This is a genomic window from Streptomyces sp. NPDC005423 (assembly GCF_040606415.1).
GTDB lineage: Bacteria > Actinomycetota > Actinomycetes > Streptomycetales > Streptomycetaceae > Streptomyces.
Genome location: NZ_JBEXET010000021.1, coordinates 1 through 22,659 on the forward strand (window position 1 = coordinate 1; position 22,659 = coordinate 22,659).

A 22,659-nucleotide genomic window follows, 5' to 3' on the forward strand; every position below is an offset into this window, starting at 1 on the left:
CGAACATCCGGGCCGTGTCGACCGCCGAGGGGGTGCACCGGTGGGAGGCGCTCGACGCGTATCAGGGGGTCGGTCAGCTGGAGTCGCGGTGCACGACGGTGGCGCCGAGGAGTTCGTGTGTCTCCGGCGGCGCGGCGGGGTCGCGGACCGCGCGGTCGACCAGTGCGGCGAGGTCGCGGGCGGACGGCAGCTCGATGCGGACCGTGCTCAGGCGGGGCCGCAGTAATCGCCCCAGCATCAGATCGTCGGCGCCGATCACGGCCGTGTCGCCGGGGACGCCGATCCCCTGGTCCTGGAGCGTGCGCATGAGCAGCATGGCGTACTCGTCGTTGTACGCGAACACGGCGTCGAGGCCGAGTGCGGACCAGCGTTCGGCGAGTCGGGCGCCGGACTCCTCGCTGTAGGCGAGCGGCAGTTCGGCCACGGTGGCGTCGGTGTCGCGCAGGGCCCGGCGTACGCCCTCAAGGCGGGGCCGCGAGTAGGCCTCGAGGCCGGGCTCCTCGGGCACCACGACCCCGATCCGGCGCCTGCCGCGGGCGTACAGGTGGCGGCCCGCGCGGTGGCCGACGCTCTCGTGGTCCATGAGCAGGGCGTGCGCGCCCTCGACCCGCTCGGGGCCGAGGGTGAGGACGGCCCGGGCGCCGGAGCGCTTGAGGAGCGCGACGCCCTGCGGGCCGAGTCCGGCGCCGGGCACCAGGACGGCGACGGGGCGCAGTTCGGCCCAGGCGCGGGCGGCCTCGTCGCCGCGCGGTCCGACCGTGCCGTGCTGGACGACGGTGTAGTCGAGGCGGCCGAGCGCCCACTGGAGTTCGCTGATGAACTGGCTGTAGAGCGCGCCGACCGGGACGTTCGGGGCGGGCATCAGGACCATCCGGCTGTGCCCGGCGCGCAGACTGCGGGCGGCCGCGTGTGGCACGTACCCGAGTTCCTTGGCGGCGGCGTGGACCCGGCGGCGGGTGGGCTCGCTGATCCGGACGGCACTGGTGTTGTTGAGGACGTAGGAGACGGTCGCGCGCGAGACGCCGGCCAGTCGCGCCACATCCGCGCTCGTGGGGACGGAGAGCGGGCCGGGCGGTGGGACTGCGGGCGTATTCGGTATCTGCACCATGACGTACGGCATCTTGGCAGAAGCCGGGTCCCCGCAGTGCGGCGGGGGAACGGTCGTCACACACGCAGCATGACTCGATCTTTTACGAACATGTTCGCCACGAACTTGTTCGTAGCGAACATGTTCGCTACGGTGGAGCCATGACAGCACGCCCCGACACCCCGCGCAGCCGCCGTGAACGGCCCGCCAAGCCGGCCCTGAGCAGGGAGGCCATCGTCGCCGCCGCCGTGGCGGTACTGCGCGCCGAAGGTCTGCCGAAGGTGACCATGCGGCGCCTGGCCCAGGAACTCGACACCGGTCCGGCCTCGCTGTACGTCTACGTCCGCAACACCGCGGAGCTGCACGCGGCGGTCCTGGACGAGCTGCTGGGCACGATCGGACCCGCACCGGCCGGAGGCTCCTGGCGGGAGCGTCTGGAGGCAGTGCTCACCGCGTACACCACGATGCTCATGGAGCACCCGACCCTCGCCCGCTCCGCGCTGACGGCCTGGCCGAACGGCCCGCACTACCTGGATCTGATCGAGACCCTGCTGGCCCTGCTCGACGAGGGCGGCGTCCCGTCCGCGCAGGCCGCCTGGGGCGTGGACCTGCTGCTCCAGCACGCCACCGCGTCGGCCGCCGAACACGCGCCCGGGGGCGCTCCCCAGGAGGACTGGAACACCCTCGCCCGCGCCCTGCGCGAGGCGTCCGAGCGGACCCACCCGCACATCGCCGCCCGCGCCGGCGACCTGCTCTCGGGCGCCCCCCAAGCACGCAGGTCATGGAAGCTCCGGGCCCTGGTCGACGGGATCGCGCGGACCGCCGTACCCGGCCCGGCCGACCTCGCCGATCCGGACGACCCGGCCGCCGGCCGGACACCACTTCAAGGAGACCCCTCATGACCACTCACCACCCGATAGCCGTCGTGGGCGGCGGCCTCGGCGGGCTCACGCTCGCCCGCGTACTGCACGTGCACGGCATCGAGGCCGCCGTCCTCGACCTGGACGACTCCCCCGCCGCGCGCACCCAGGGCGGCATGCTCGACATCCACGAGGAGACCGGCCAGCAGGCGCTGCGCGCGGCCGGCCTGCACGAGGAGTTCCTCACCCTGGTCCACCACGGCGGCCAGTCCATGCGGGTCGTCGGCAAGGACGCCGTGATCCGCATGGACCGCCCCGACGACGGCAGCGGCGGGCGTCCCGAGGTCGACCGCGGCCGGCTGCGCGACCTGCTGCTCGGCTCACTGCCCGAGGGCACGGTCCGCTGGGGCACGAAGGTCAACGGCGCCCGGCCGCTCGGCGGCGGCCGGCACGAGGTGACGCTGGCCGACGGCACCGCCTTCACCACCGATCTGCTGATCGGCGCCGACGGCGCCTGGTCCAAGGTGCGCTCCCTCGTCTCCGACGCCCAACCGGCTTACGTGGGCGTCTCGTTCATCGAGGCGGACCTGCCGGACGCGGACGTACGTCATCCGGTGAGCGCCGAACTCGTCGGCGGGGGCTCCCTGTTCGCGCTCGGCGCGGGCAGGGGCATCCTCTGCCACCGCGAGAGCGACGGCAGCGTGCACGCGTACGTCGCGCTCCAGGTGCCCGAACTCACCCTGGCCGGCGTCGACTTCACCGACACCGAGGCCGCCAGGGCGTTCGTGCTGGAGTACTTCACCGACTGGGACAAGAGCCTGCGCGGGCTGGTGGCCGACGCCGAGGGACCGCTGATGCCGCGGCTGATCCACGCCCTGCCGGTCGGGCACCGCTGGGACCGGGTCCCCGGCGTCACCCTGCTCGGTGACGCGGCGCACCTGATGTCCCCGTTCGCCGGGGAGGGCGCCAACCTGGCCATGTTCGACGGGTCCGAACTGGGCCTCGCCCTGGCCGCGCACCCGGGCGACACCGAGGCGGCCCTCGCGGCCTACGAGGAGAAGCTCTTCCCGCGCGGCGAGCGTTCGGCGGCCGAGTCGGCGCAGAACGGACTGATGATGTTCCGCGACGACGCCCCACAGGGTCTGATCGACATGATCAGGTCGCACGACTGAACCGAGCTCAGCCGGGCGGCCCGCCACCGGTGACCCGCAGGACCAGGTCGTCCCAGCCCGCCTCCAGCCGCTCCAGCGGCATCCCGCACTGCTGGGTGAGGTGGTGGAGGAGGGCGGGGTCGAGGTAGCCCAGGAGGGTCTGCGCGAGGAGTTCGGCGTCGGCGCCGGGAACGGCCTGGCGCAGGAGCATGGCGACATGACCGTGCAGGAGCATCCGCGGCGGGATGGAGAACCGGCGCTCCGGGCCCGGTTCGGCGGCCAGTTGGAGCTCCAGCGCGTCCGCCGACCGGCGCAGCGCGGCCCGGCCGAACGCCCGCAACCGCTCCACCGGGGCGGCTCCGGGCCCGAGCGGCGCGGGGCCGCTGAGGAAGGCGGCCTGGAACGTCTTCTCGGAGTGGTCGAGCAGCGCCAGCAGCAGGCCGGTGCGGTCGCCGAAGCGCCGGAAGACCGTCCCCTTGCCGACCGAGGCGGCCGCCGCCACCGCCTCCATCGTCACCCCGGCCGCGCCGTGCTCGGCGACCAGCCGGGCGGCGGCCTCCAGCAGCCGGGCCCGGTTGCGGGCGGCGTCGGCCCGCAGACACGGCTCGTCCGGACCGGTGCCGAACTCCGCCAGCACGGGCATGCCGAGGGACTCCGGGGGCTTCGGCAGAGGCGGCAGGGCGCGGGACATGAATACAGCGTAAAGCATGCGGGCGAAAACTGGACCGCGGTCCGGTTATCCTGATACAAAAGAAACCGGACTTCGGTCCGTATCACTGCGGCCAGGTTTCACGGCCTTCCGCTGCGCACGGCGGTGTCAGCACGTGTTCTCACCTGCCGTCACCTGCCCGCACCAGTCTTCGTCTTCTGGGAGTTTGCATGTCTGTTCGTATCCTCGCGCTCGTCGGCAGCCTCCGCGCCGGTTCCCACAACCGCCAGCTCGCCGAGGCGGCCGCCAAGTTCGCGCCCGAGGGTGCGGACGTCGAGATCTTCGAGGGTCTCGCCGACATCCCGTTCTACAACGAGGACATCGACGTCGAGGGCAGTGTCCCGGCCCCCGCCGCGCGCCTGCGTGAGGCCGCCGGCAGCGCCAACGGCTTCCTGCTCTTCTCCCCCGAGTACAACGGCACCATCCCGGCCGTCCTGAAGAACGCCATCGACTGGCTGTCCCGCCCCTACGGCGCCAGCGGCTTCGGCGGCAAGCCGGTCGTCGTGGTCGGCACCGCCTTCGGCCAGTACGGCGGCGTCTGGGCGCAGGACGACACCCGCAAGGCCGTGGGCATCGCCGGCGGCAAGGTGATCGAGGAGATCAAGCTCTCCATCCCCGGTTCCGTGACCCGCTTCGCCGAGACCCACCCGGCGGACGACGCCGAGGTCGCCGCCCAGCTGACCGAGGTCGTCGCCGCGCTGCACGGCCACGCGGGCGAGGCCGTCGCCGCCTGACCCGCGCCACCCGCGCCGAGCGGCCGGAGTCCTCCCGACTCCGGCCGCTCGGCGTACCCGCGTCCCGCGCCCCGCGGTTCCACGGACCGACGGCGGGCGGTCAGTCCGGCTCGGCCGGGCGCGGGACGGCCCGTGCCGCGAACTCCTCGATCCAGCGCGCCGGTTCACCGGGGCGCTGGCCGCCGATCATGATCTCGGGGTGCGGACGGCCGACCGGCGGCGGCACGCACCGATGTGCGCACCGACCCGCATGTCCGACTCCGTTCCGCCCGGGATCTCCGCCGTCCCTCGGGACGGTAGGTCCTGGAGCGCTCTCGAAGGCGACCTTCCACGGCCGCCCGGTCGCCGAGGCCGCCACGCGGGGCCGCCGGTGCAGCCGTCGGACGGCGGGGAGGTTCCGCCGTCCGGCGGTGCCCGGACCGGCGGCGGGTAAGCGGAGGATGGCGGCAGGCGCCGCCGCGCCCAGCACGAGGAGATGCGCATGCCGTCCGTCCCGCCCCCGTTCGACCCCGAGCTCGCCGCAGCGCTGGAGGGCATCAAGGAGATGATGTCGCCCGGCCTGACGACGGACGACATAGCGGAGGTCCGCCGGGGCCCGGCGATCACGCTCTCCGCCCAGCTGGACCTGACGATGGACGGCGCCTTCGACATAGAGGACCGGGACGTGCCAGGGCCCGCGGGCGAACCCGCGATCTCGTTGCTGATCTGCCGGCCCACCGCTCCACGGGCCGCCGGCGCGCGGCCCGTCATCTACTACGTACACGGTGGCGGCATGGTGATCGGCACCAACCGCGTCGGGGTGACCGGGGCGCTGGAGTGGGCGCGGGAACTGGACGCGGTGGTGGTGTCGGTGGAGTACCGGCTGGCGCCCGAGCACCCGCATCCGGCGCCCGTCGAGGACGTGTACGCGGGGCTGGTGTGGACGGCGGAGCACGCGGCGGAGTTCGGCGCCGATCCGGAGCGGATCGTCATCGCGGGAGCGAGCGCGGGCGGCGGCCTGTGTGCCGCGCTGGCGCTGCTCACCCGGGACCGTGAAGGCCCGCGCCCGCTGGGGCAGTTGCTGATGTACCCGATGCTCGACGACCGCAACGACACCCCGTCCGCCCGGCAGATGGAGGGCGTCGGCGTCTGGGACCGCACGGCCAACGAGACGGGCTGGACCGCCCTGCTCGGTGACCGGCGCGGCGGCCCGGACGTCCCGCCGTACGCGGCGCCGGCCCGTGCCGAGGACCTCGCCGGGCTGCCCCCGGCCTTCCTCGACGTCGGCTCGGCGGAGACCTTCCGTGACGAGGTCGTCACCTACGCGTCCCGGATCTGGCAGGCGGGAGGCGTCGCCGAACTCCACGTCTGGCCGGGAGGCTTCCACGGTTTCGACGGCTTCGTTCCACAGGCGGCCGTGTCCCAGGCCTCTCGGTCCGCCCAGTTCGCCTGGCTGCGGCGGCTGTTGAAGGGGTGACGTGACGGCGTGTCGCCCGCGGGGACGGGATGCGCGGAACACGAGCGCTCGCACCGGGACGGAAGCCGGACTCAACTAACGCTCACCGCCCGGCAGTTGACCCGTCCTTGACTCGCATGGCAAGCACTCCAACCTGAACAAACAGGCACGCAAGGGGACTTGGCCACCCGGCCGTCACGCGGAATTCCCGATCCGGTGCGCCCGGAGGGGAGCCACAGCAAGCGCTTGTCGCTACATTTCCACCTGACCGCCGCACCACCCTCCCCCTCTGTCACCTTGCAGGAGGTCCTTCCCCATGCGCAGAATCCTCGCCTGTCTGGCGGCCGCCACCGCGGCCCTGGGCGGGCTCTCGGTGGCGGCGACACCGGCCGCCGCCGCGACCTCGGGCAGCTTCAGCGTGCTCTCGTACAACGTGGCCGGACTGCCGGAGTCGCTGTCCAGCGCCTCCACACCGCGGGACACCAGCACCACCGAGATCGGCCGGCGCATCGCCCCGTACGACATCGTGAACGTGCAGGAGGACTTCAACTACCACTCCTACCTGTACGCCACGGACACCCACCCCTACCGCACCGCGACCAGCGGCGGCGCGGGCATCGGCAGCGGGCTCAACACCCTCTCCGACCACAATTGGGACGGGGACGACTTCGAGCGCGTGCACTGGAACTCCTGCCAGGTCGACTCCGGCGACTGCCTCACCCCCAAGGGCTTCTCGTTCATGCGTGAGCGGCTCTCCGAGGGTGTCTACGTCGACTTCTACAATCTGCACACCAACGCCGGTACCAACGACGGTGACGAGGCATCCCGCGCGGACAACCTCAGCCAGCTGACGGCGTTCATCCAGTCCCACTCGGCGGGCAACGCCGTCGTCGTCATGGGTGACACCAACACCCGCTACACCCGGTCCGCCGACACCATCGCCGAGTTCGGCGCCGCCAACGGGCTCACCGACGCCTGGGTGAAGCTGATCCGCGGCGGAGTGGCACCCGCCAAGGGCAGCGACGCGCTGCTCTGCGACCAGACCGGGGCCACCGTGCCCAACACCTGCGAGGTCGTGGACAAGGTCCTGTACCGCGGCAGCAAGCTGGTCACGCTGAACGCCACGTCGTACAACAACGAGCACGCCAAGTTCCTCACCTCCGACGGGCTGATGCTCTCCGACCACGACCCGGTCACGGTCGGCTTCACCTGGTCGCAGAGCGCCGACTACCAGCTGAGCGACCAGTTCGGCGGCCCGCACGGCGACTACTACCAGGACATCGGCAGCGTCCCGGCCGCCGCCCGCGCCACGAAGGTCTCACTGCGGGCCGGCTCCCGCGTCGACCAGGTCGGCATCACCCTGGCGAACGGCACCTCGCTCGCCCACGGCGGCACCGGCGGCACCGCGTCCTCACTGACGCTGGGCAGCACCGAGTACCTGACGAGCGCCTACCTGTGCGAGGGGTCGTACAGCGGCAACACCCGCATTTTCTATGCCAAGTTCACCACCAACCTGGGCAACACCCTCGCGGGTGGCACCACCACCTCGGACTGTGTGACCCGAACCGCCCCGTCCGGCTGGCAGATCGCCGGGTTCCACGGCCGCGCGGGCGACGAACTGGACAAGGTCGGCCTCATCTACACCAAGCGCTGAGGCCGCGGCCCGCACGGGCACACCGCACGTCGGCCACTCCGCCGGGCCGCATGCTCTCGCGTGCGGCCCGGCGGTCGTACGGACCCCGCGCACGGCCCGGTCACGCGAACCGCGGATGCACCAGCCGGCCGCGGGAGATGAGGGAGGCGGCCTGTTTGAGGCGGTGGACGTTGATGCTGACGCCGTAGCCGTCGATGCCCGGTACGGCCGCGACCCGGGTGGTCAGATAGCGGTAGAAGTCCGCGGTGTCGCGGCAGATCACGGCGACCAGCACGTTGGAGTCACCGCTGATGGCACCGGCGAAGGCGACCTCGTCGTGGCGGGCGAGTTGCTCACCGACCTGTTGGACGCGGGCCGGGGCGACGCGCAGCCAGAGGTGGGCGTCGAGTGTGTACCCGAGGCGTTCGGAGAGCAGGTCGACGTCGTAGATGAGGGCGCCGGAACTCTCCAGGGCCTCCAGCCTGCGGGCCAGCCGGGCCTTGGACCAGCCGGTGACCTCGGCGAGCCGGGTGTGGGTGGCCCGGCCGTCCTCCGCCAGCGCGTCGAGGAGCGGGGTGTCCTCGTCGGTGAGGGGGACCGGTGGTCCGACGGGGGCGGGCGGCCGGTCGTCGACGAGCCGGCGGATCTGGGCGGGCGTGAGGTCGCCGCCGTAGCCCGTCCAGTCGTCCGTGCCGGGGCCGCTGAACGGATGGATGAGCAGGTCGATGCTCATGTCGAGGACCGACGCGGACTTGGGCAGCCGCCGCAGCAGGAGGTCGTCGCGCTGGACGTGCACCGGCGCGCTGATCACGCAGATGATCTCCGAACCGCCGGACGCGAGGCCCGCGTAGGAGATGTCGGGGCGCCGGGCGAGCGCGTCGGCGAGCGGGCCGGCCCGGTCGGGGCGGCAGCGGATCCGGGCGACCCAGCGCGACTCGCCGTAGACGGCGGGGTCGACCAGGCCGACCACGCGCAGCACCCCTGCGCGGCGCAGCGCCTGGAAGCGGCGGGCGGCGGTCTGCTCGGAGACCCCGGCCACCTCGCCGACGAGCCGGAACGAGGCACGCGGCGAGCACTGGAGCGCACGGAGGATTCTCGCGTCGACCTTGTCCACCATGAGGGAAGTCTGGCAGATCGCGGATGGTGATGGAGGTTCAGGGCCGCTTTCCGGAACCGGTTTGGCGGTTGGCGGTAGCGGGGCCGAATCTGGACCTGTGTCCGCTGGAGGACACCCCCACCACCGACCGACCGCGGCGCACCGCGCCGTAGAGGAGTGTCCCCGTGAACGTCACGACCCCGGCGAGCGGGCCGGCCGAACGGCGGGCGGCCACGCTCGTCATGGCCTGCCTCGGCGTCTTCGTCGCCTATCTGCCGGTGACCACCGTCGCCGTGAGCCTGCCCGCGATACAGGCGGCGCTCGGCGCGACGACCGCCCAACTGTCGTGGGTGCAGGACGCGTTCGTCCTCCCCATGGCCGCGTTCATCCTGACCGCCGGTGTCTTCGGCGATGTGCACGGGCGCAAGAAGGTCTATCTGGCGGGGCTGCTCTCCTCGGCCGCCGGTGCCGCCGTGGCACTGTCCGCGCACTCCGTCCAGGTGCTGTGGGTCGGTCAGGCCCTGGCGGGGCTGGGGGCGGCGGCCCTGCTGCCCACCACGCTGGCGCTGATCAGTCACGCGGTGCCCGACCACCGGGAGCGGGGCAAGTTCATCGGCCTGTGGGCCACGTCGCTGCTCGTCGCGCTGGCGGTCGGACCGCTGATCGCCGGGGTCATCCTCGACCATGCCGCCTGGCGCTGGATCTACCTGCTGTCGATCCCCGTCCCGCTGCTCGCCGCGGGCATCGCCGCGCGGCTGCTGCCCGACTCGCGGGCCCCGCACGGGCGCCGGCTCGACTGGCCGGGCCAGCTCACCGCCATGTCGGCGGTCACCGCGCTGGTGTACGGCGTGATCGAGGGCGGCGCGGGTTCCTTCACCGACGTCGAGGTGCTGGTGGCGCTCTGCGTGGCTGTGGCGGCCGGGGCCGGCTTCGTCTTCGCCGAGCGGCGCAGCGACGACCCGATGCTGGACCTCTCGCTGTTCCGCAGCCCGGCGTTCACCGCCACCACCCTGGTCGCGATGATCACCTTCCTGGGGCTGATCGGCTTCTTCTTCCTGCTCAGCCTCTACTTCGGTCTGGTGCAGCAGCTGGACACGCTCCAGGCGGCCTGGCGGCTGCTGATGGTCACCGCGGCGGCCATCCTGGCGGGGCTGCCCGCCGGCCGCCTGATGCACCGGGTGCCGCCCCGCGTGATGATCACCGGCGGGCTGCTCGTCGTCTCCGGCGCGCTGTTCTCGCTGACCGGGATCGACGCCGGTACGTCGTTCGTCTCCATCGCCTGGCGGCTGGCCCTGCTGGGGCTGGGCATGGGGGCCGTTCTGACGCCGATGACCGCCACCGCGGTCGGCTCGGTGCCGTACCACCTGGCGGGTATGGCCGCGGCCGGCAACAACGCCTTCCGGCAGGTGGGCGGCGCGCTCGGCCCGGCCGTCCTCGGCGCGCTGCTCACCACCAAGGCGCTCGGCACGCTGCCCGGGCACCTCGCCGACGCCGGGGTGACGGAGGCGACGCGGCGGAGCGTCGTCGCCACCGCCGGCGCGGACGGCCTCGGCGCGGTCGCGCGACTGGACCTGGGCGCCGACACCGGCCGCGCGCTCGGCGCCCTCTCCGACGCCTTCCTCGACGGGCTGCACCTGTGCCTGGTCGTCGCCGGCTCCCTCACGCTGCTCGCCGCCCTGGTCTCCGTGGTGCTGCTGCGCGCCCCGCGGAAGACCGCCCCGGCGCCCGTCGCGGTCGGCGCGCCGGCCGACCGTACGGTGGTCTCCCCCCGGAGCTGACGCCGCCTGTTCTCCACCGCCAGGGTCGTACCTCCGCTGATGTCGGCGGCGGTACGGCCCTGGCCCGTGTGACGCCGAAGGGGCGGCCCGGGACCTTCTCGGTGAGGGCGTGGTGGCGTCGAGAGGGTGACCGGCGTGCGCCCGGTCGGCGCTCACGAGTGCGTCCGCGAGGCCGCCGAGCACCGCGTCCGCGCCGACGGTTCAGCCACGCCTCCTGATGTCCGGGTCGCCCCCGTCCGCATCGCCCAGGCGAACTCCCTTGTGGCGGCCGCTTGTTCAGGCGGTGCGAGGCGGGGGCCGTGCTCGTTCCCGTTCACCTTCCCGGGTGCGTACGAGACCGTTTCCGGAGCCGTGCGCCCGAATGTTTCGGGCTCATCTTCGAATGACTTCGGTGACCTTAGGGGCGACCCTCGGGAGCGTCAAATGCCCGCGCGGGACCGGGTCGCCGCGCCATGCAGCAGGTTCCCAGGCGTCGACGTGCCGCCGAAACTGTCGGACCGCAGACCCCCAGCTTTCGGAGGATCCCCGCGGCGCCCACCTCGTCGACCGACGGACCGCCGACGCCTGTCGAGCCGGAACTGAAGTCCAATTGAGCCCTGTTGGGGACTTCATCCTGCGGATCGCCCCACTTCGGAGCCGTCCAAGACCGTTCGACAACGAGCCGTCCGATCCCTTGACGCCCCCCACGGCCGCACGTACCTTTCCCTCAACATTCGGCAATGTCGTCGAAACATTCTTCCAGGAGGTGTGCCATGGGATCGGGATTCCGGGGTGTCCGCGGCGGAACGGCCCGTCGCGGGGCGGGCGCGAGAGTCCGTCGCGGAGTCTCCGCGACCGCTCTGACCGCGGCGACGGCGTCACTGGCCCTGCTGGCCACCGCCTGCGGATCCGGCGGCGGCTCGGCGGGCGGCGGCAACACGCTCCAGGCCTACGTGTACGGCGACGGTTCGACGAAGGTGCAGGAGGCCGCGGTCGCCGAGTACAACAAGACCGCCAAGGTCAAGGTGCACCTCAACGAGATCCCGGGCAGCGGCTACGCCAACAAGCTGCGTGCCGCGATGGGCTCGCCCAACGCCCCCGACATCTTCTTCAACTGGGGCGGCGGCAGCATCAAGCCGTACGTCGACAACAACCAACTGCTGGACCTCACCCCGTACTTGAAGGCCGACCCGGCGCTGCGGAAGGCCTTCCTGCCGTCCGTGCTCGCGGCCGGCGCGCTGGGCGGCAAGAACTACGGCATCCCCATGCGCGGCATGCAGCCGGTCATCCTCTTCTACAACAAGACCATGTTCGCCAAGTACCACCTCCAGGCGCCCGACACCTGGTCCGCGATGCAGACCGCGATCACCACCCTGAAGTCGCACGGGGTCACTCCGTTCGCGCTGGGCGGCGCGGACACCTGGCCCTCCCAGATGTGGCTGGAGTACCTGGTCGACCGGATCGGCGGACCGGGGGCCTTCAAGAAGATCGAGAACGGTGACGCCTCCGGCTGGGGCGACCCGGCGGTCCTCAAGGCGGCCCAGCTGGTCAAGTCGCTCATCAAACAGGGGGCGTTCGGCTCCAACTTCACCTCCGTGGCGTACACCAACAACGCGGCGCCCACGCTCTTCGGCACCGGCAAGGCCGGGATGCACCTGATGGGGTCGTGGGACTACTCCAACCAGTTGTCCAACCACGCCTCGTTCGCCAAGAACGACGAGGCCTGGACCACCTTCCCGGAGGTGCCGGGCGGCACCGGTGACCCGGCCGACGTGGTGGGCAACCCCACCAACTACTGGTCGGTCAGCGCCAAGACGAAGAACAAGGACGCCGCCGTGGCCTTCCTCAAAGCGATGGCGAAGCCCTCGTACAGCAAGAGGCTCGTCAGCAACGGGGACATACCGACCACCACCTCCGCGCAGAGCCTCCTCGGCAGCGCGCCCAGCCCCGAGTTCGCCACCTTCCAGTTCCAGCTGGTGCAGAAGGCGCCGTCGTTCCAGCTCTCCTGGGACCAGGCGCTGCCGAGCTCGCAGGCCACCGCCATGACCACGGAGATCAGCAAGCTGTTCGCCGGACAGGTCTCGCCCGAGAAGTTCGTCGACGACATGAAGGCCGTCAAGTAACCATGGCGACAAGGACACTCGCGGCCCGGGTGGGCCGGCCGCACATCTCGTGGGCGCTGCCCGGCGTGCTCTTCTTCACGCTCTTCGCCGTGGTCCCCATGGTCTACGCGGTCTATCTGTCGTTCTGCGGGAGCTGGGGCGGCCTGGGCTCACCGCGGCTGTCGGGCACCTCCAACTGGACCCGGCTCTTCAACGACCAAGGGGTGCGGGACGCGACCCGGCTCACCGTCGTACTGACCGTCCTCAGCTGGCTGTTCCAGACCCCGGTGGCACTGCTCCTCGGGGTGTGGGCCGCCGGGCGGGAGCGCAACCGGGCCGTCCTGTCCGCGATCTTCTTCATCCCGCTGGTGCTGTCGACCACGGCGGTCGCCCTGCTCTTCAAGGCGCTGCTCGACCCCAACTTCGGCCTGGCGAAGACGATCGGGCCGTGGGTCGGCTTCCCCGGCGGGAACATCATCGGCTCCGCCCACGGTGCCGTGGCGGCGGTCGCCTTCGTGGGCGGCTGGCAGTTCATGCCCTTCCACACCCTGCTCTACCAGGGCGGCGCCCGGCAGATCCCCCCGGTCCTTTACCAGGCGGCGGCGATCGACGGCGCCGGCCGCTACCGGCAGTTCTTCCACATCACGCTGCCGCAGCTGCGGCACACCGTGACCACGTCGTCGGTACTGATCATCGTCGGCTCGCTGACCTCGTTCGAGACGGTCTTCCTGCTCACCGGGGGCGGCCCCGGCACCTCCACCACCACCCTCTCGTACGGGATGTACCAGAACGCCTTCCAGAGCTTCGACTTCGGCTACGCCAGCGCTCTGGGCACCGCCCTCGTCGTCGTCTCCACCCTGCTGTCGCTCGTGATGGTCAAGGTCACCGGCTTCGGCGGCATGCGCAGCACCAGGGAAGGAATGTGACCCCCGTGTCCGCCGGAACCGCGAGCCGTCCCACACCTTCCTCACCTTCCCCGCCCCCCGCACCCCCCTCCCCCGGACCGGTCCGCTCCGACCGGCGGCCGGTGACCGCGCCCGGCGCGCTGAGGGGACGGCTGCGCCGCGCCAACCCCCTCGCCGGAGCCGGCGCGCTGGTCTGGCTGGTCATCGTGATCGTGCCGGTCTACGTGATGATCACCACCTCGCTGATGCGGCAGGACGAGGCGCTCAGCGGCCACACCTTCGCCCTGCCGACCCACCCGACGCTGGCCAACTACCGACTGGTCCTCGACGGCGGCTTCCTCGGCTTCCTGCTGAACAACGTCATCGTCACGGTCGCCACCGTGGCCATCGTGGTCGCGCTCTGCGTCCCGCTCGCCTACGTCGTGGTGCGCACCCGCAACCGCTGGGCCGACCTGGCCTTCCGGCTCTTCCTGCTCGGCCTGGCGATCCCGGCCGCGGTCATCATCGTGCCGCTGTACGTGATGATCGGGAAGATGGGCCTGTACGACTCCCTGACCGCCATCATCCTGCCGACGGCCGCCTTCGCCATGCCCGTCACCCTGCTGATCCTCGTCGGCACCATGCGGGACATCTCGGAGGAGCTGTACGAGGCGATGGCCCTGGACGGGGCGAGTCCGCTGCGGATGCTGCTCCAACTGGTCGTGCCGCTCTCCCGTTCCGGCATCAGCACCGTCTCCGTCTTCGCCGGGCTACAGGCCTGGAACGGCTTCCTCTTCCCGCTGATCCTCACCCAGTCCGACGGCGACCGCGTCCTCACCACGGGCCTGTACAAGCTGAGCGGCCAGTACGGCGTGAACATCCCGGCCACGCTCGCCGCGGTCATCCTCTCCGGCATTCCCATGCTCGTGGTCTACCTGGTCGCCCGCCGCGCCCTCGTCAGCGGCCTGATGGGAGCCGGCGGCAAGTGACCACCTCCTCCCCTCCCGGCAACACCCCCAGCGCAGAGAGGATCGTCGACTCCATGGCGACCGAGACAGAGTCCGAGCCCGTTTCCGAGGCGGAGGCCCCGTGGCGTGACCCCTCCCTCCCCGCCGAGGACCGGGTGGCGGACCTCGTCGGCCGGATGACGCTCACCGAGAAGGCCGCACAGCTGTACAGCATCTGGGCCGGCGCCGACGCGGACGGCGAAGGCGTCGCCCCGCACATGCACGACAACCTCGCCGAACCCGCCGACTTCGAGCAGCTCATCACGGACGGCCTGGGCCAGCTCACCCGCCCCTTCGGCACCGCCCCGGTCGACCCCGCCCTCGGCACCCTCGCCCTGGCCCGCGCCCAGCAGCAGATCATGGCCGCCAACCGGTTCGGCATCCCGGCCATGGCCCACGAGGAGTGCCTCGCCGGGTTCGCGGCCTGGGGCGCCACCGTCTACCCGGTGCCGCCGGCCTGGGGCGCCGCCTTCGACCCGGCGCTGGTCGAGGAGATGGCCCGGGCGATCGGCCGCGACCTGCGCTCGGTCGGCGTCCACCAGGGGCTCGCCCCGGTCCTCGACGTCGTACGGGATCTGCGCTGGGGCCGGGTCGAGGAGACCATCGGCGAGGACCCCTACCTGGTCGGCACGGTCGGCGCCGCCTACGTCCGCGGCCTGGAGTCGGCCGGTGTCGTCGCCACCCTCAAACACTTCGCCGGCTACTCCGCCTCCGCCGGGGCCCGCAACCTGGCGCCCGTACGGGCCGGCGGCCGGGAGCTGGCCGACGTCGTGCTGCCGCCGTTCGAGCTGGCGCTGCGCGAGGGCGGCGCCCGCTCCGTGATGCACTCCTACGCCGAGATCGACGGCCTGCCGGTCGCCGCCGACCCGGCCCTGCTCACCCAACTCCTGCGCGGGGACTGGGGGTTCACCGGAACCGTCGTCGCCGACTACTTCGGCATCGGCTTCCTGGAGACCCTGCACAAGGTCGCCGCCGACCGCGCGGACGCCGCCCGGCTGGCGCTGACCGCGGGCATCGACGTGGAGCTGCCCACCGTACGGACGTACGGCGAGGAGCTGATCGCGGCGGTCGGGCGCGGTGAGATCCCCGAGGCCCTGGTCGACCGGGCGCTGTACCGGGTGCTGCGCCAGAAGTGCGAGCTGGGCCTGCTCGACCCCGGCTGGTCCCCGCTGTCGGCCGCTCCCGGCGGCGACGGGCGGCCGGAGCGCGGCAGCGTCGATCTCGATCCGGCGGCCAACCGGGCGCTGGCCCGGCGGCTGGCCGAGCAGTCGGTGATCCTGCTGGACAACCGTGGCGGCGCTCTGCCGCTGGCGGCGCGGACCCGTCGGATCGCCGTGGTGGGACCGCTCGCCGACGACCCCATGGCGATGCTGGGCTGCTACTCCTTCCCGGCCCACGTCGGTGTCGCCCACCCCGAGGTGCCGCTCGGGATACGGCTGCCGACCGTGTTCCGGTCGCTCGGCGACGAACTCCCGGACGCGGAGCTGACGTGCACCCGCGGCTGCGCCGTGTCGGACCCGGACCGCTCCGGTTTCGAGGCCGCCGTCGCGGCGGCCCGGGACGCCGAGGTGTGCGTGGCGGTGCTCGGCGACCGGGCGGGGCTGTTCGGCCGCGGTACCTCGGGTGAGGGCTGCGACGCGGCCGATCTCGCGCTGCCCGGTGTCCAAGGGGAGCTGCTCGCCGCCCTGTTGGCCACCGGCACCCCGGTGGTGCTGGTCCTGCTGACCGGGCGGCCCTACGCCCTCGGTGCCCACGCGGGTCAACTGGCCGCCGCCGTACAGGCGTTCTTCCCCGGCGAGGAAGGCGGTCCGGCGGTCGCGGGGGTGCTCTCCGGCCGGGTCAACCCCTCCGGACGGCTGCCCCTGAGCATGCCGGCCGGTCCGGGCGGCCAGCCGTGGACGTATCTCCAGCCGCCGCTGGGCCTGGCCGGCTCGGTGAGCAACCTGGATCCCACTCCCCTGTATCCCTTCGGACACGGCCTGTCCTACACCTCGTTCGCCTGGGAGGACCTGCCGGCCGGAGTGCCCGAACTGCCCACCGACGGCGCGTTCGACCTGACGCTGACCGTCCGCAACACCGGTGAGAGGGACGGCGCCGAGGTGGTGCAGCTGTATCTGCACGACCCGGTGGCACAGACCACCCGCCCCGACTCCCGGCTCATCGGCTACGCCCGGGTGCCCCTCGCGGCGGGCGAGGCGCGCCGGGTGCGGCTGCGCTTCCACGCCGACCTGGCCTCGTTCACCGGCCGGGCCGGTCACCGGATCGTGGAGCCCGGCGCCATCGAACTGCGGCTGGCCGCCTCCAGCGCCCCGGCGGACGTCCGCCACCGCGTGACCCTGCGGCTGACCGGCCCGGAGCGCGCGGTGGGCCACGACCGCGAGCTGCTCTGCCGCACGGTGGTCGAGGAGCCGCACAAGATCCCGTGAGCGACCGCGGCGCGGGCCGGATCCGGGTCCGGCAGCGCAACTCCGCACCGCGCAAGGGTCGTTGTCCGGGCGAAGGCTGAATTCATCTCTCGTCCTCCGCCCTGACCCGCGTGAGGTGGTCGTGGACGGAAGGCCGGACCCCCCGAGGGCAGGCAACGGCCGCCCGTATGAGCTGAGTTGGGGCGGCCCGGCGCGCGGGCCCGCGCCGGCGACGTAGGTCCCGTACGGCCTCGGGACGCCGTCGCGACCAGCCCGGCGAGACCGCCGCCGACGACGATGGCGTCGGCGGCCGCCGCGCCGGCCGCGAACGCCGGTACCGCGTGCGCCGCAGGCGCGGCTCCGGCGGCCACACCGCCGGCCACCGCCAGGGCTCTTCGTCTGCTGATCGCCGAGGGGGACGCGGATATGTCCAGTTGGGCGTTGCGGGGACCTTCGGTGATTCGGCCGGGGTTCTCAACTGGCCTGCGGGGTACCCGCGCTGGGACCGCATGTACAGCCCGCGCAGAGAAGGAGAACGCAGCTCATGACGCAACCACCCCACGACGAGCCGATCGCCGCCACCCCCGAGGACCTCCGCAGGCAGGTCGAGGAGACCCGTGGCGAACTCGCCGGGACCAGGGAGGAGCTCGCCGCCGAGACCGGGACCGGGGCCACCGGCGCGCACCCGGAGGCGGACGAGTTCGGGGGCGCCGCCGCGACCCAGGCCGACGAGGTCCAGGAGGAGGCCGCGACGAAGGCCGCCGAGGTCAGGGCGCAGGCCGCGACGAAGGCCGCGCAGCTGAAGGAACAGGCCGCGCTGAAGGCCGGGACGGTGCGGACCAAGGTCGCCGAGACCACGACCCGGCTCCAGGAGAGCCTGCCCGAGCCGGTCCGGGAGAAGGCCGCCCAGGGGACCGAGCAGGCCCGCGCGAAGGCGGCCCAGGCCGCTCAGCTGTGGGAGGACAAGGCTCCGGAGCAGGTACGGGAGAGGGCCGCCCAGGGCGCGGAGGTCGCGCGCGCCAACCGTGGTCTGCTGCTGGGGGCCGCCGGTGCCGTCGTAGCGTTCTGGCTGGTGCGCCGCCGTAAGGGCTGAGTGCGCGCGGCCTCCGGCCGGCCGACCGCGACGGCGGACGAACTCCCGTCAACTTCCCTGTGTGGAGGTCGTGTTGGAATCGGCCGGACCCCCGGCCGTGGCGCGGTGGCGCGGTTCCACGGTGATAGCATTCCGGCGTCCCCGACCTTGATCCACTTTTGTGGTTCGGCACTCCTGGCCGACCCGCTCGCCCGGTGCATTCGGCCCATCCGTCCCTGACGTCTGAGCCGCGGAGTCACCGCGCGAGGGGTCGGCCATCGCCTGGAACCACGCGCCGGGAAAGGTATCCATGAACCAAGACGCGCTGATGTGGTGCCTGGTTGCAGTCGCGGTGGTAGCCGCCGCTGCGGTCGTGGTACTCGTCGTCCGTAACAGAGCCCTGGGGGTGAGGAAGGGGCGGATCGAGGCCGCCCTCACCGCGCAAGAGGCCTCCCTCACGGCGCAACTGCGCCTGGCGCAGAGTCATCTCAGTGCCTCGCAGGCCGACCTCCACCGGTTCCGGCAGGAACAGGACGCGGTGATCAGCGAGGCCGCACAGGCGTCGGAGGAGAGCACCAAGGCCGTCCTCAAGGGAGCCGCACGCTTCCTGCAGAGCCTCGCCGCCGAGCAGACCACGCTGCTGGACGACATCCAGCGCAAGTACGGAGGGCACGCCGTCCTCTCCGACCTGCTCGAAGTGCACCACGCCAACGCGCAGATGGCGCGCAAGGCCCAGGGCATCGCCGTCATGTGCGGTGCGCCGCTCGGCCGCCGCCCCAAGCCCGCCAGCGTCTACGACGTAGTGCGCAGCGCACAGGGGCAGATCCGCAACTTCCAGCGTGTCGAGATCATGCAGCAGAGCGGCATCGCGCTGAAGGCGACCGCGGTCGCCCCGGTCGCCCTCGCCGTGGCCGAACTGCTCGACAACGCCGCCAGCTTCTCGCAGCACGACGCTCCCATCGAGGTCACGTTCCAGCGGGTGCAGAGCAACCTGTGCATCGTGATCGACGACGCCGGCGTGGGCATGAACGACGAGGACCGGCAGAAGGCGACCACGCTGCTGTCCGGCGACGCCGTTCCGCGCCTGTCGCTGCTCGGCAACCAGCCGAAGTTCGGCTTCCCCGTCATCGGCCTGATCGCCCGTCAGCACGGATTCAAGGTGGACGTCACCGGAGTCTCCCGCTACGGCGGTGTCCGCGCGGTCGTCCTGCTGCCCGAGGAGCTGTGGACCGTGGAAGAGACGGAGCCGTCGACCGACGAGAGCGACGCCCCCATCAGCATCCGCCGCGGGGAGGGCCAGCCCCGGTCCTCGACGCGGACCGCGCACGGCCTGCCGAAGCGCGCCTCGCGTCAGGCGCCCATCGCCAGCGTTCCCGACGTGATCGACACGCCTGGTACGCAAGGCGCGCCGTCCTCGCCGAGACCTCTGCGGCGCGGCTCCGTCGGCAGTCTGGGCGCGCTTCAGCGGGGCACGCTCTCGGGCCGGAACCTGGACGCTCCCTCGCCCGAAGGGGCCGAAGACGAATGACCACAGATCTGTCGTGGATGCTCAAGGACATCGTCAGCAACGTCCCCAAGGCTCTGCACGCCGTACTGCTCTCCGCGGACGGCATTCTCCGCGGGGCCACCGACGGCCTCACCGAGAAGAGCGCGAGCACCCTCTCCGCCGCCATGTCCGGCATGCAGTCGCTGAGTCGGGCCACGACCCACTTCGCCGGCCCGGCCGAGACCCCGCAGTGGAACCAGACGATCATCGAGTTCGCGCAGGGCTGGGTCTTCCTCATCGGCGCGGGACAGGGTGCCTACCTGGCCGCCGCCGCCGAGCCCGACGTGGACATGCAGCAGATCTCCTTCCGGATGCACCGGCTCGTCGCCCGCCTGGGCGACAACCTCACCTCCGCGCCGCGGGTGAACGCCGCGGCCGGCTCGGCGCACCCCGAGGCCGGCTCCGGCCGACGGCAGGCGGGGGGCGGCTCCGGGTTCGTCCTGGCCGAGCTGGACCGGGTGATCGCCGAGGTGCCGGGCGCCCGGCACGCCCTGCTGCTCGGCGCGGAAGGGCTGCCCCGCGGGGCGAGTTCGGGGATCGGCCGGGACATGGCGGACACGATCTCCGCGGCCATGACCGGGATCCACGCCTACAGCCGGGCCACGAAGCAGTTCATGGGCACGGCCGACGAGGCCGAGTGGCGGCAGACCATCATCGAGTTCCAGCACGGCTGGATCTTCCTGATCGCGGCCGGCCAGGATGCCCTCCTGGCCGCGGCCGCCGAACACGACTGCGACATCGAGGCATTCACCACGCGTCTGCACGATGCCGTGCCGTCGCTGGTCCCGGGTGCGGCCGGATACGGAGGGGCGATCCATGCGTGACGAACCGGAGCAAGAGCTCGAGCTGACGTCCGACTTAGTCCCTCTGTTCGTGATCACCCAGGGCCACGCGCTGCCGCCCGAGCACCAGTACTCGCACACCACGCTCGTCACCGCGAAGGAGGGCGCCCACGCGGCGCGCACCCTCTCCCCCGAGGCGCGGGCCGTCATGGACCTGGTCGCCGACGGCTACCTGTCCGTGGCCGAGGTGGCGGCGTACACCCGTCTGCCGCTCGGTGTGGTGCGGATCCTGCTGGCGCAGATGAAGGAGAACGACCTTCTGATGGTGCGGCCGCCGGTGGCGCGCGCCGCGCACACCGACCGCGAACTGCTCAGCGCTGTGCTCAATGGCCTGAAGACCCACTTGGGAGCGTAATCCGTGCACCTGGATCCAGACGCCCAGGCAGTGAAGGTCCTCGTAGTGGGGCATTTCGGAGTCGGGAAGACGACCTTCATCGGCAGCATCTCCGAGATCGAGCCGTTGCAGACCGAGGAGGAGATCACCGAGGCCAGCGAGGGCTTCGACGACCTCTCGGGGAGGCCCGACAAGGTGACCACGACGGTCGCCATGGACTTCGGGCGGCTGACCCTCAGCGACACCCTGGTCCTCTATCTCTTCGGGACGCCGGGCCAGGAACGTTTCAAGGAGATGTGGGAGGGGCTGTCCCGGGGCGCGCTGGGCGCCCTGGTCCTCGTCGACCCCGAGCGGCTCCAGGAGAGCTTCTCCATCCTGGACCTGGTCGAGCGTTTCGGCCTGACCTACACGATCGGCGTCAACCGGTTCGACGGAACCACCGACTACCCGCTCGACGAGGTGCGCGAGGCCCTGAACCTGTCCAACGAGACCCCTGTCGTGCACTGCGACGTGCGCGACGAGCAGTCCACGGGACAGGCGCTCATCACCCTCGTGGAGCACCTCATGTCCACTCTCGCCTAGGAGCAACGGCATGCAGCAACACCTCAACGGCACCGGAATACCGGCCGGTTGCCCCGCGCACCAGAACGTCCAGCTGTTCGGGCCCGAGTTCGGCTCCGACCCCGAGGGCCACTACGCGCACCTGCGCTCGCTCGGCCCCAGCGCTCCCGTCGACATCGCGCCGGGCGTCGAGGTGGAGCTGGTCACCAGTTACGACGCCGGACTGCACATCCTGCAGAACCCCCTCACGTTCGTCCGGGACTCCCGTCGCTGGAACGCGCTCAACGAAGGGCGGGTCCCGCAGGACAGTCCCGCGCTGCCCATGATGGGGTACCGCCCCAACGCGCTGTTCAGCGACGGAGCGGCGCACGCCCGGCTGCGGCAGGCGGTCACCGACAGCCTCGCCACGGTCGACGAGCTCCACCTCGTGCGCCAGACACAGCAGTCGGCCGACTACCTGATCAGCCGCTTCAGTTCGGACGCGCGCGGCCAGGCGGAGCTGATGGCCGACTACGCCCAGCCGCTCCCGCTGCTGGTCTTCAGCGACCTGTTCGGCTGCCCGCCGGAGCTGGGCGACCGGGTCATCGTCGGCATCACCGGCATCTTCGAGGGCACCCCCGGCGCCGACGAGGTGCTGGGCGGTGCGCTGGCGGAACTCATCGCGCTCAAGCGCCGCAGCCCCGGCGACGACCTGACGACGCGGCTGATGCAGCACTCGGCGGCGCTCACCGACGAGGAGGTGCTGCACCAGCTGGTGACCCTGCTGTCGGGCGGCACCGCCCCACTGACGGCCGCCATCGGCACCAGCAGCGCGCTGTACCTCAGCAACGAGTGGCAGTCCAACCTGCCGGTGGAGGACGCGGTCGTACAGACGCTGTGGAACTACGCGCCGATCGCCAACTACGCCGCCCACTACCCGACCCACGATGTCGAGCTGGGCGGCAGGATCCTGCGGGCCAACGACCCGGTGGTGATCTCCTTCGCGGCGGCCAACACCGACCCCCGGCTGCGTGAGCACCGCGAACAGCTCAGCGCCAAGGCCCACTTGGCGTTCGGCGCCGGCCCGCACGCCTGCCCCGCCAAGGACCCGGCGTTCATGATCGCGGTCAGTGCCGTGGAGTCGCTGCTCAACCGGCTGCCGGACGTCGAGATGCGCGTCACCTTCAAGGAGCTGGCCTGGGTGCCGGCCCCGTGGAGCCGCTCCCTGGTCACCGTGCCGATCCGGTTCACCCCGCGCGTCGTGACCGCGCCGACGGCCCCCCGGCCGGCCCCCGCGGCCCAGGGCGCCGCACAGCCGCACTCCGACACCGGTGCGCACCGCGCCGCGCAGTCGGCTCCCCGACCGGCGCCCGCCCATGCCTCGCCCTCGCCCAAGGGGGGTCTGTTCACCCGCTTCCTGGCTTGGACCAGGGGCGAGTGACGTAAGTAACGCTACGAGACCACT

20 protein-coding genes are annotated in these 22,659 nt (G+C 72.0%); 16 read left to right on the forward strand and 4 right to left on the reverse strand.

Going from position 1 to position 22,659, the window contains the following annotated elements:
• Nucleotides 1-73 precede the first annotated feature (73 nt).
• Nucleotides 74-1,120 (reverse strand): LacI family DNA-binding transcriptional regulator, encoded by a 1,047-nt coding sequence (locus ABZT12_RS21990; RefSeq protein ID WP_356387359.1) that lies wholly within the window; start codon nt 1,118-1,120, stop codon nt 74-76.
• A 128-nt stretch (nt 1,121-1,248) separates the two neighbouring features.
• Between ABZT12_RS21990 and ABZT12_RS21995 the strand changes: the two genes are divergently transcribed.
• Both ABZT12_RS21995 and ABZT12_RS22000 read left to right on the forward strand, forming a co-directional pair.
• A complete protein-coding gene (locus ABZT12_RS21995) occupies nt 1,249-1,989 on the forward strand; it encodes a TetR/AcrR family transcriptional regulator C-terminal domain-containing protein (protein ID WP_356387044.1) in 741 nt (246 codons plus the stop codon).
• Entirely contained in the window at nt 1,986-3,119 is a 1,134-nt protein-coding gene (locus tag ABZT12_RS22000) for an NAD(P)/FAD-dependent oxidoreductase (protein ID WP_356387047.1), read from the forward strand. The genes ABZT12_RS21995 and ABZT12_RS22000 overlap by 4 nt, the downstream gene beginning before the upstream one ends.
• A gap of 7 nt (nt 3,120-3,126) precedes the next feature.
• On the opposite strand, the gene ABZT12_RS22005 is transcribed toward ABZT12_RS22000, so the two are convergent.
• A complete protein-coding gene (locus ABZT12_RS22005) occupies nt 3,127-3,807 on the reverse strand; it encodes a TetR/AcrR family transcriptional regulator (RefSeq protein ID WP_356387049.1) in 681 nt (226 codons plus the stop codon).
• A 170-nt stretch (nt 3,808-3,977) separates the two neighbouring features.
• On the opposite strand from ABZT12_RS22005, the gene ABZT12_RS22010 reads away from it, so the two are divergent.
• The gene (locus ABZT12_RS22010; protein ID WP_356387052.1) at nt 3,978-4,541 is read left to right on the forward strand and encodes an NAD(P)H-dependent oxidoreductase; all 564 of its coding nucleotides are present in this window, start codon (nt 3,978-3,980) and stop codon (nt 4,539-4,541) included.
• Between the two features lie 100 nt (nt 4,542-4,641).
• Here ABZT12_RS22010 and ABZT12_RS22015 read toward each other — a convergent pair whose 3' ends face one another.
• Nucleotides 4,642-4,767 (reverse strand): hypothetical protein, encoded by a 126-nt coding sequence (locus ABZT12_RS22015; protein ID WP_356387055.1) that lies wholly within the window; start codon nt 4,765-4,767, stop codon nt 4,642-4,644.
• A 255-nt stretch (nt 4,768-5,022) separates the two neighbouring features.
• Between ABZT12_RS22015 and ABZT12_RS22020 the strand changes: the two genes are divergently transcribed.
• Nucleotides 5,023-5,997, forward strand: a complete 975-nt coding sequence (locus ABZT12_RS22020) for an alpha/beta hydrolase (RefSeq protein WP_356387058.1) — start codon at nt 5,023-5,025, stop codon at nt 5,995-5,997.
• Between the two features lie 295 nt (nt 5,998-6,292).
• Entirely contained in the window at nt 6,293-7,630 is a 1,338-nt protein-coding gene (locus ABZT12_RS22025; RefSeq protein WP_356387061.1) for an endonuclease/exonuclease/phosphatase family protein, read from the forward strand.
• Between the two features lie 100 nt (nt 7,631-7,730).
• On the opposite strand, the gene ABZT12_RS22030 is transcribed toward ABZT12_RS22025, so the two are convergent.
• Nucleotides 7,731-8,726, reverse strand: a complete 996-nt coding sequence (locus tag ABZT12_RS22030; protein ID WP_356387063.1) for an AsnC family transcriptional regulator — start codon at nt 8,724-8,726, stop codon at nt 7,731-7,733.
• A gap of 164 nt (nt 8,727-8,890) precedes the next feature.
• On the opposite strand from ABZT12_RS22030, the gene ABZT12_RS22035 reads away from it, so the two are divergent.
• The 11 genes from ABZT12_RS22035 to ABZT12_RS22085 all read left to right on the forward strand — a co-directional run bounded on the left by ABZT12_RS22035 (nt 8,891) and on the right by ABZT12_RS22085 (nt 22,635).
• Nucleotides 8,891-10,483, forward strand: a complete 1,593-nt coding sequence (locus ABZT12_RS22035; protein ID WP_356387066.1) for an MFS transporter — start codon at nt 8,891-8,893, stop codon at nt 10,481-10,483.
• A 752-nt stretch (nt 10,484-11,235) separates the two neighbouring features.
• Nucleotides 11,236-12,585, forward strand: a complete 1,350-nt coding sequence (locus tag ABZT12_RS22040) for an extracellular solute-binding protein (RefSeq protein WP_356387069.1) — start codon at nt 11,236-11,238, stop codon at nt 12,583-12,585.
• 2 nt (nt 12,586-12,587) lie between these two features.
• On the forward strand, nt 12,588-13,490 hold the full coding sequence (locus ABZT12_RS22045; RefSeq protein ID WP_356387072.1) for a sugar ABC transporter permease: 903 nt from the start codon (nt 12,588-12,590) through the stop codon (nt 13,488-13,490).
• A 101-nt stretch (nt 13,491-13,591) separates the two neighbouring features.
• Nucleotides 13,592-14,437 carry a carbohydrate ABC transporter permease gene (locus ABZT12_RS22050; protein ID WP_356387075.1) on the forward strand — a complete coding sequence of 282 codons (846 nt, stop codon included), beginning with the start codon at nt 13,592-13,594 and terminating at the stop codon, nt 14,435-14,437.
• A gap of 53 nt (nt 14,438-14,490) precedes the next feature.
• Nucleotides 14,491-16,881: a glycoside hydrolase family 3 N-terminal domain-containing protein gene (locus ABZT12_RS22055; protein ID WP_356387078.1), complete on the forward strand. Its 2,391-nt coding sequence runs from the start codon at nt 14,491-14,493 to the stop codon at nt 16,879-16,881.
• Nucleotides 16,882-17,404: 523 nt separating this feature from the next.
• Entirely contained in the window at nt 17,405-17,953 is a 549-nt protein-coding gene (locus ABZT12_RS22060; RefSeq protein WP_356387081.1) for a hypothetical protein, read from the forward strand.
• Between the two features lie 289 nt (nt 17,954-18,242).
• Complete coding sequence (locus ABZT12_RS22065) at nt 18,243-19,460, forward strand: ATP-binding protein (RefSeq protein WP_356387084.1); 1,218 nt, start codon at nt 18,243-18,245, stop codon at nt 19,458-19,460.
• Nucleotides 19,457-20,302, forward strand: a complete 846-nt coding sequence (locus ABZT12_RS22070; protein WP_356387087.1) for a roadblock/LC7 domain-containing protein — start codon at nt 19,457-19,459, stop codon at nt 20,300-20,302. The genes ABZT12_RS22065 and ABZT12_RS22070 overlap by 4 nt, the downstream gene beginning before the upstream one ends.
• Complete coding sequence (locus tag ABZT12_RS22075) at nt 20,295-20,675, forward strand: DUF742 domain-containing protein (protein WP_356387090.1); 381 nt, start codon at nt 20,295-20,297, stop codon at nt 20,673-20,675. The genes ABZT12_RS22070 and ABZT12_RS22075 overlap by 8 nt, the downstream gene beginning before the upstream one ends.
• A 3-nt stretch (nt 20,676-20,678) precedes the next feature.
• Nucleotides 20,679-21,236 (forward strand): ATP/GTP-binding protein, encoded by a 558-nt coding sequence (locus ABZT12_RS22080; protein ID WP_356387092.1) that lies wholly within the window; start codon nt 20,679-20,681, stop codon nt 21,234-21,236.
• Between the two features lie 10 nt (nt 21,237-21,246).
• Entirely contained in the window at nt 21,247-22,635 is a 1,389-nt protein-coding gene (locus ABZT12_RS22085; protein ID WP_356387094.1) for a cytochrome P450, read from the forward strand.
• Nucleotides 22,636-22,659 lie beyond the last annotated feature (24 nt).

Bases quoted from the DNA above. Each gene is read 5' to 3' on its own strand.
- ABZT12_RS22005 (WP_356387049.1), bottom strand. From the start codon at position 3,807: ATGCTTTACGCTGTATTCATGTCCCGCGCCCTGCCGCCTCTGCCGAAG.
- ABZT12_RS22030 (WP_356387063.1), bottom strand. From the start codon at position 8,726: ATGGTGGACAAGGTCGACGCGAGAATCCTCCGTGCGCTCCAGTGCTCG.
- ABZT12_RS22060 (WP_356387081.1), top strand. From the start codon at position 17,405: ATGACGCAACCACCCCACGACGAGCCGATCGCCGCCACCCCCGAGGAC.
- ABZT12_RS22020 (WP_356387058.1), top strand. From the start codon at position 5,023: ATGCCGTCCGTCCCGCCCCCGTTCGACCCCGAGCTCGCCGCAGCGCTG.
- ABZT12_RS22085 (WP_356387094.1), top strand. From the start codon at position 21,247: ATGCAGCAACACCTCAACGGCACCGGAATACCGGCCGGTTGCCCCGCG.
- ABZT12_RS22055 (WP_356387078.1), top strand. From the start codon at position 14,491: ATGGCGACCGAGACAGAGTCCGAGCCCGTTTCCGAGGCGGAGGCCCCG.
- ABZT12_RS22070 (WP_356387087.1), top strand. From the start codon at position 19,457: ATGACCACAGATCTGTCGTGGATGCTCAAGGACATCGTCAGCAACGTC.
- ABZT12_RS21990 (WP_356387359.1), bottom strand. From the start codon at position 1,120: ATGCCGTACGTCATGGTGCAGATACCGAATACGCCCGCAGTCCCACCG.
- ABZT12_RS22075 (WP_356387090.1), top strand. From the start codon at position 20,295: ATGCGTGACGAACCGGAGCAAGAGCTCGAGCTGACGTCCGACTTAGTC.
- ABZT12_RS22010 (WP_356387052.1), top strand. From the start codon at position 3,978: ATGTCTGTTCGTATCCTCGCGCTCGTCGGCAGCCTCCGCGCCGGTTCC.
- ABZT12_RS22065 (WP_356387084.1), top strand. From the start codon at position 18,243: ATGAACCAAGACGCGCTGATGTGGTGCCTGGTTGCAGTCGCGGTGGTA.
- ABZT12_RS22000 (WP_356387047.1), top strand. From the start codon at position 1,986: ATGACCACTCACCACCCGATAGCCGTCGTGGGCGGCGGCCTCGGCGGG.
- ABZT12_RS22025 (WP_356387061.1), top strand. From the start codon at position 6,293: ATGCGCAGAATCCTCGCCTGTCTGGCGGCCGCCACCGCGGCCCTGGGC.
- ABZT12_RS21995 (WP_356387044.1), top strand. From the start codon at position 1,249: ATGACAGCACGCCCCGACACCCCGCGCAGCCGCCGTGAACGGCCCGCC.
- ABZT12_RS22045 (WP_356387072.1), top strand. From the start codon at position 12,588: ATGGCGACAAGGACACTCGCGGCCCGGGTGGGCCGGCCGCACATCTCG.
- ABZT12_RS22040 (WP_356387069.1), top strand. From the start codon at position 11,236: ATGGGATCGGGATTCCGGGGTGTCCGCGGCGGAACGGCCCGTCGCGGG.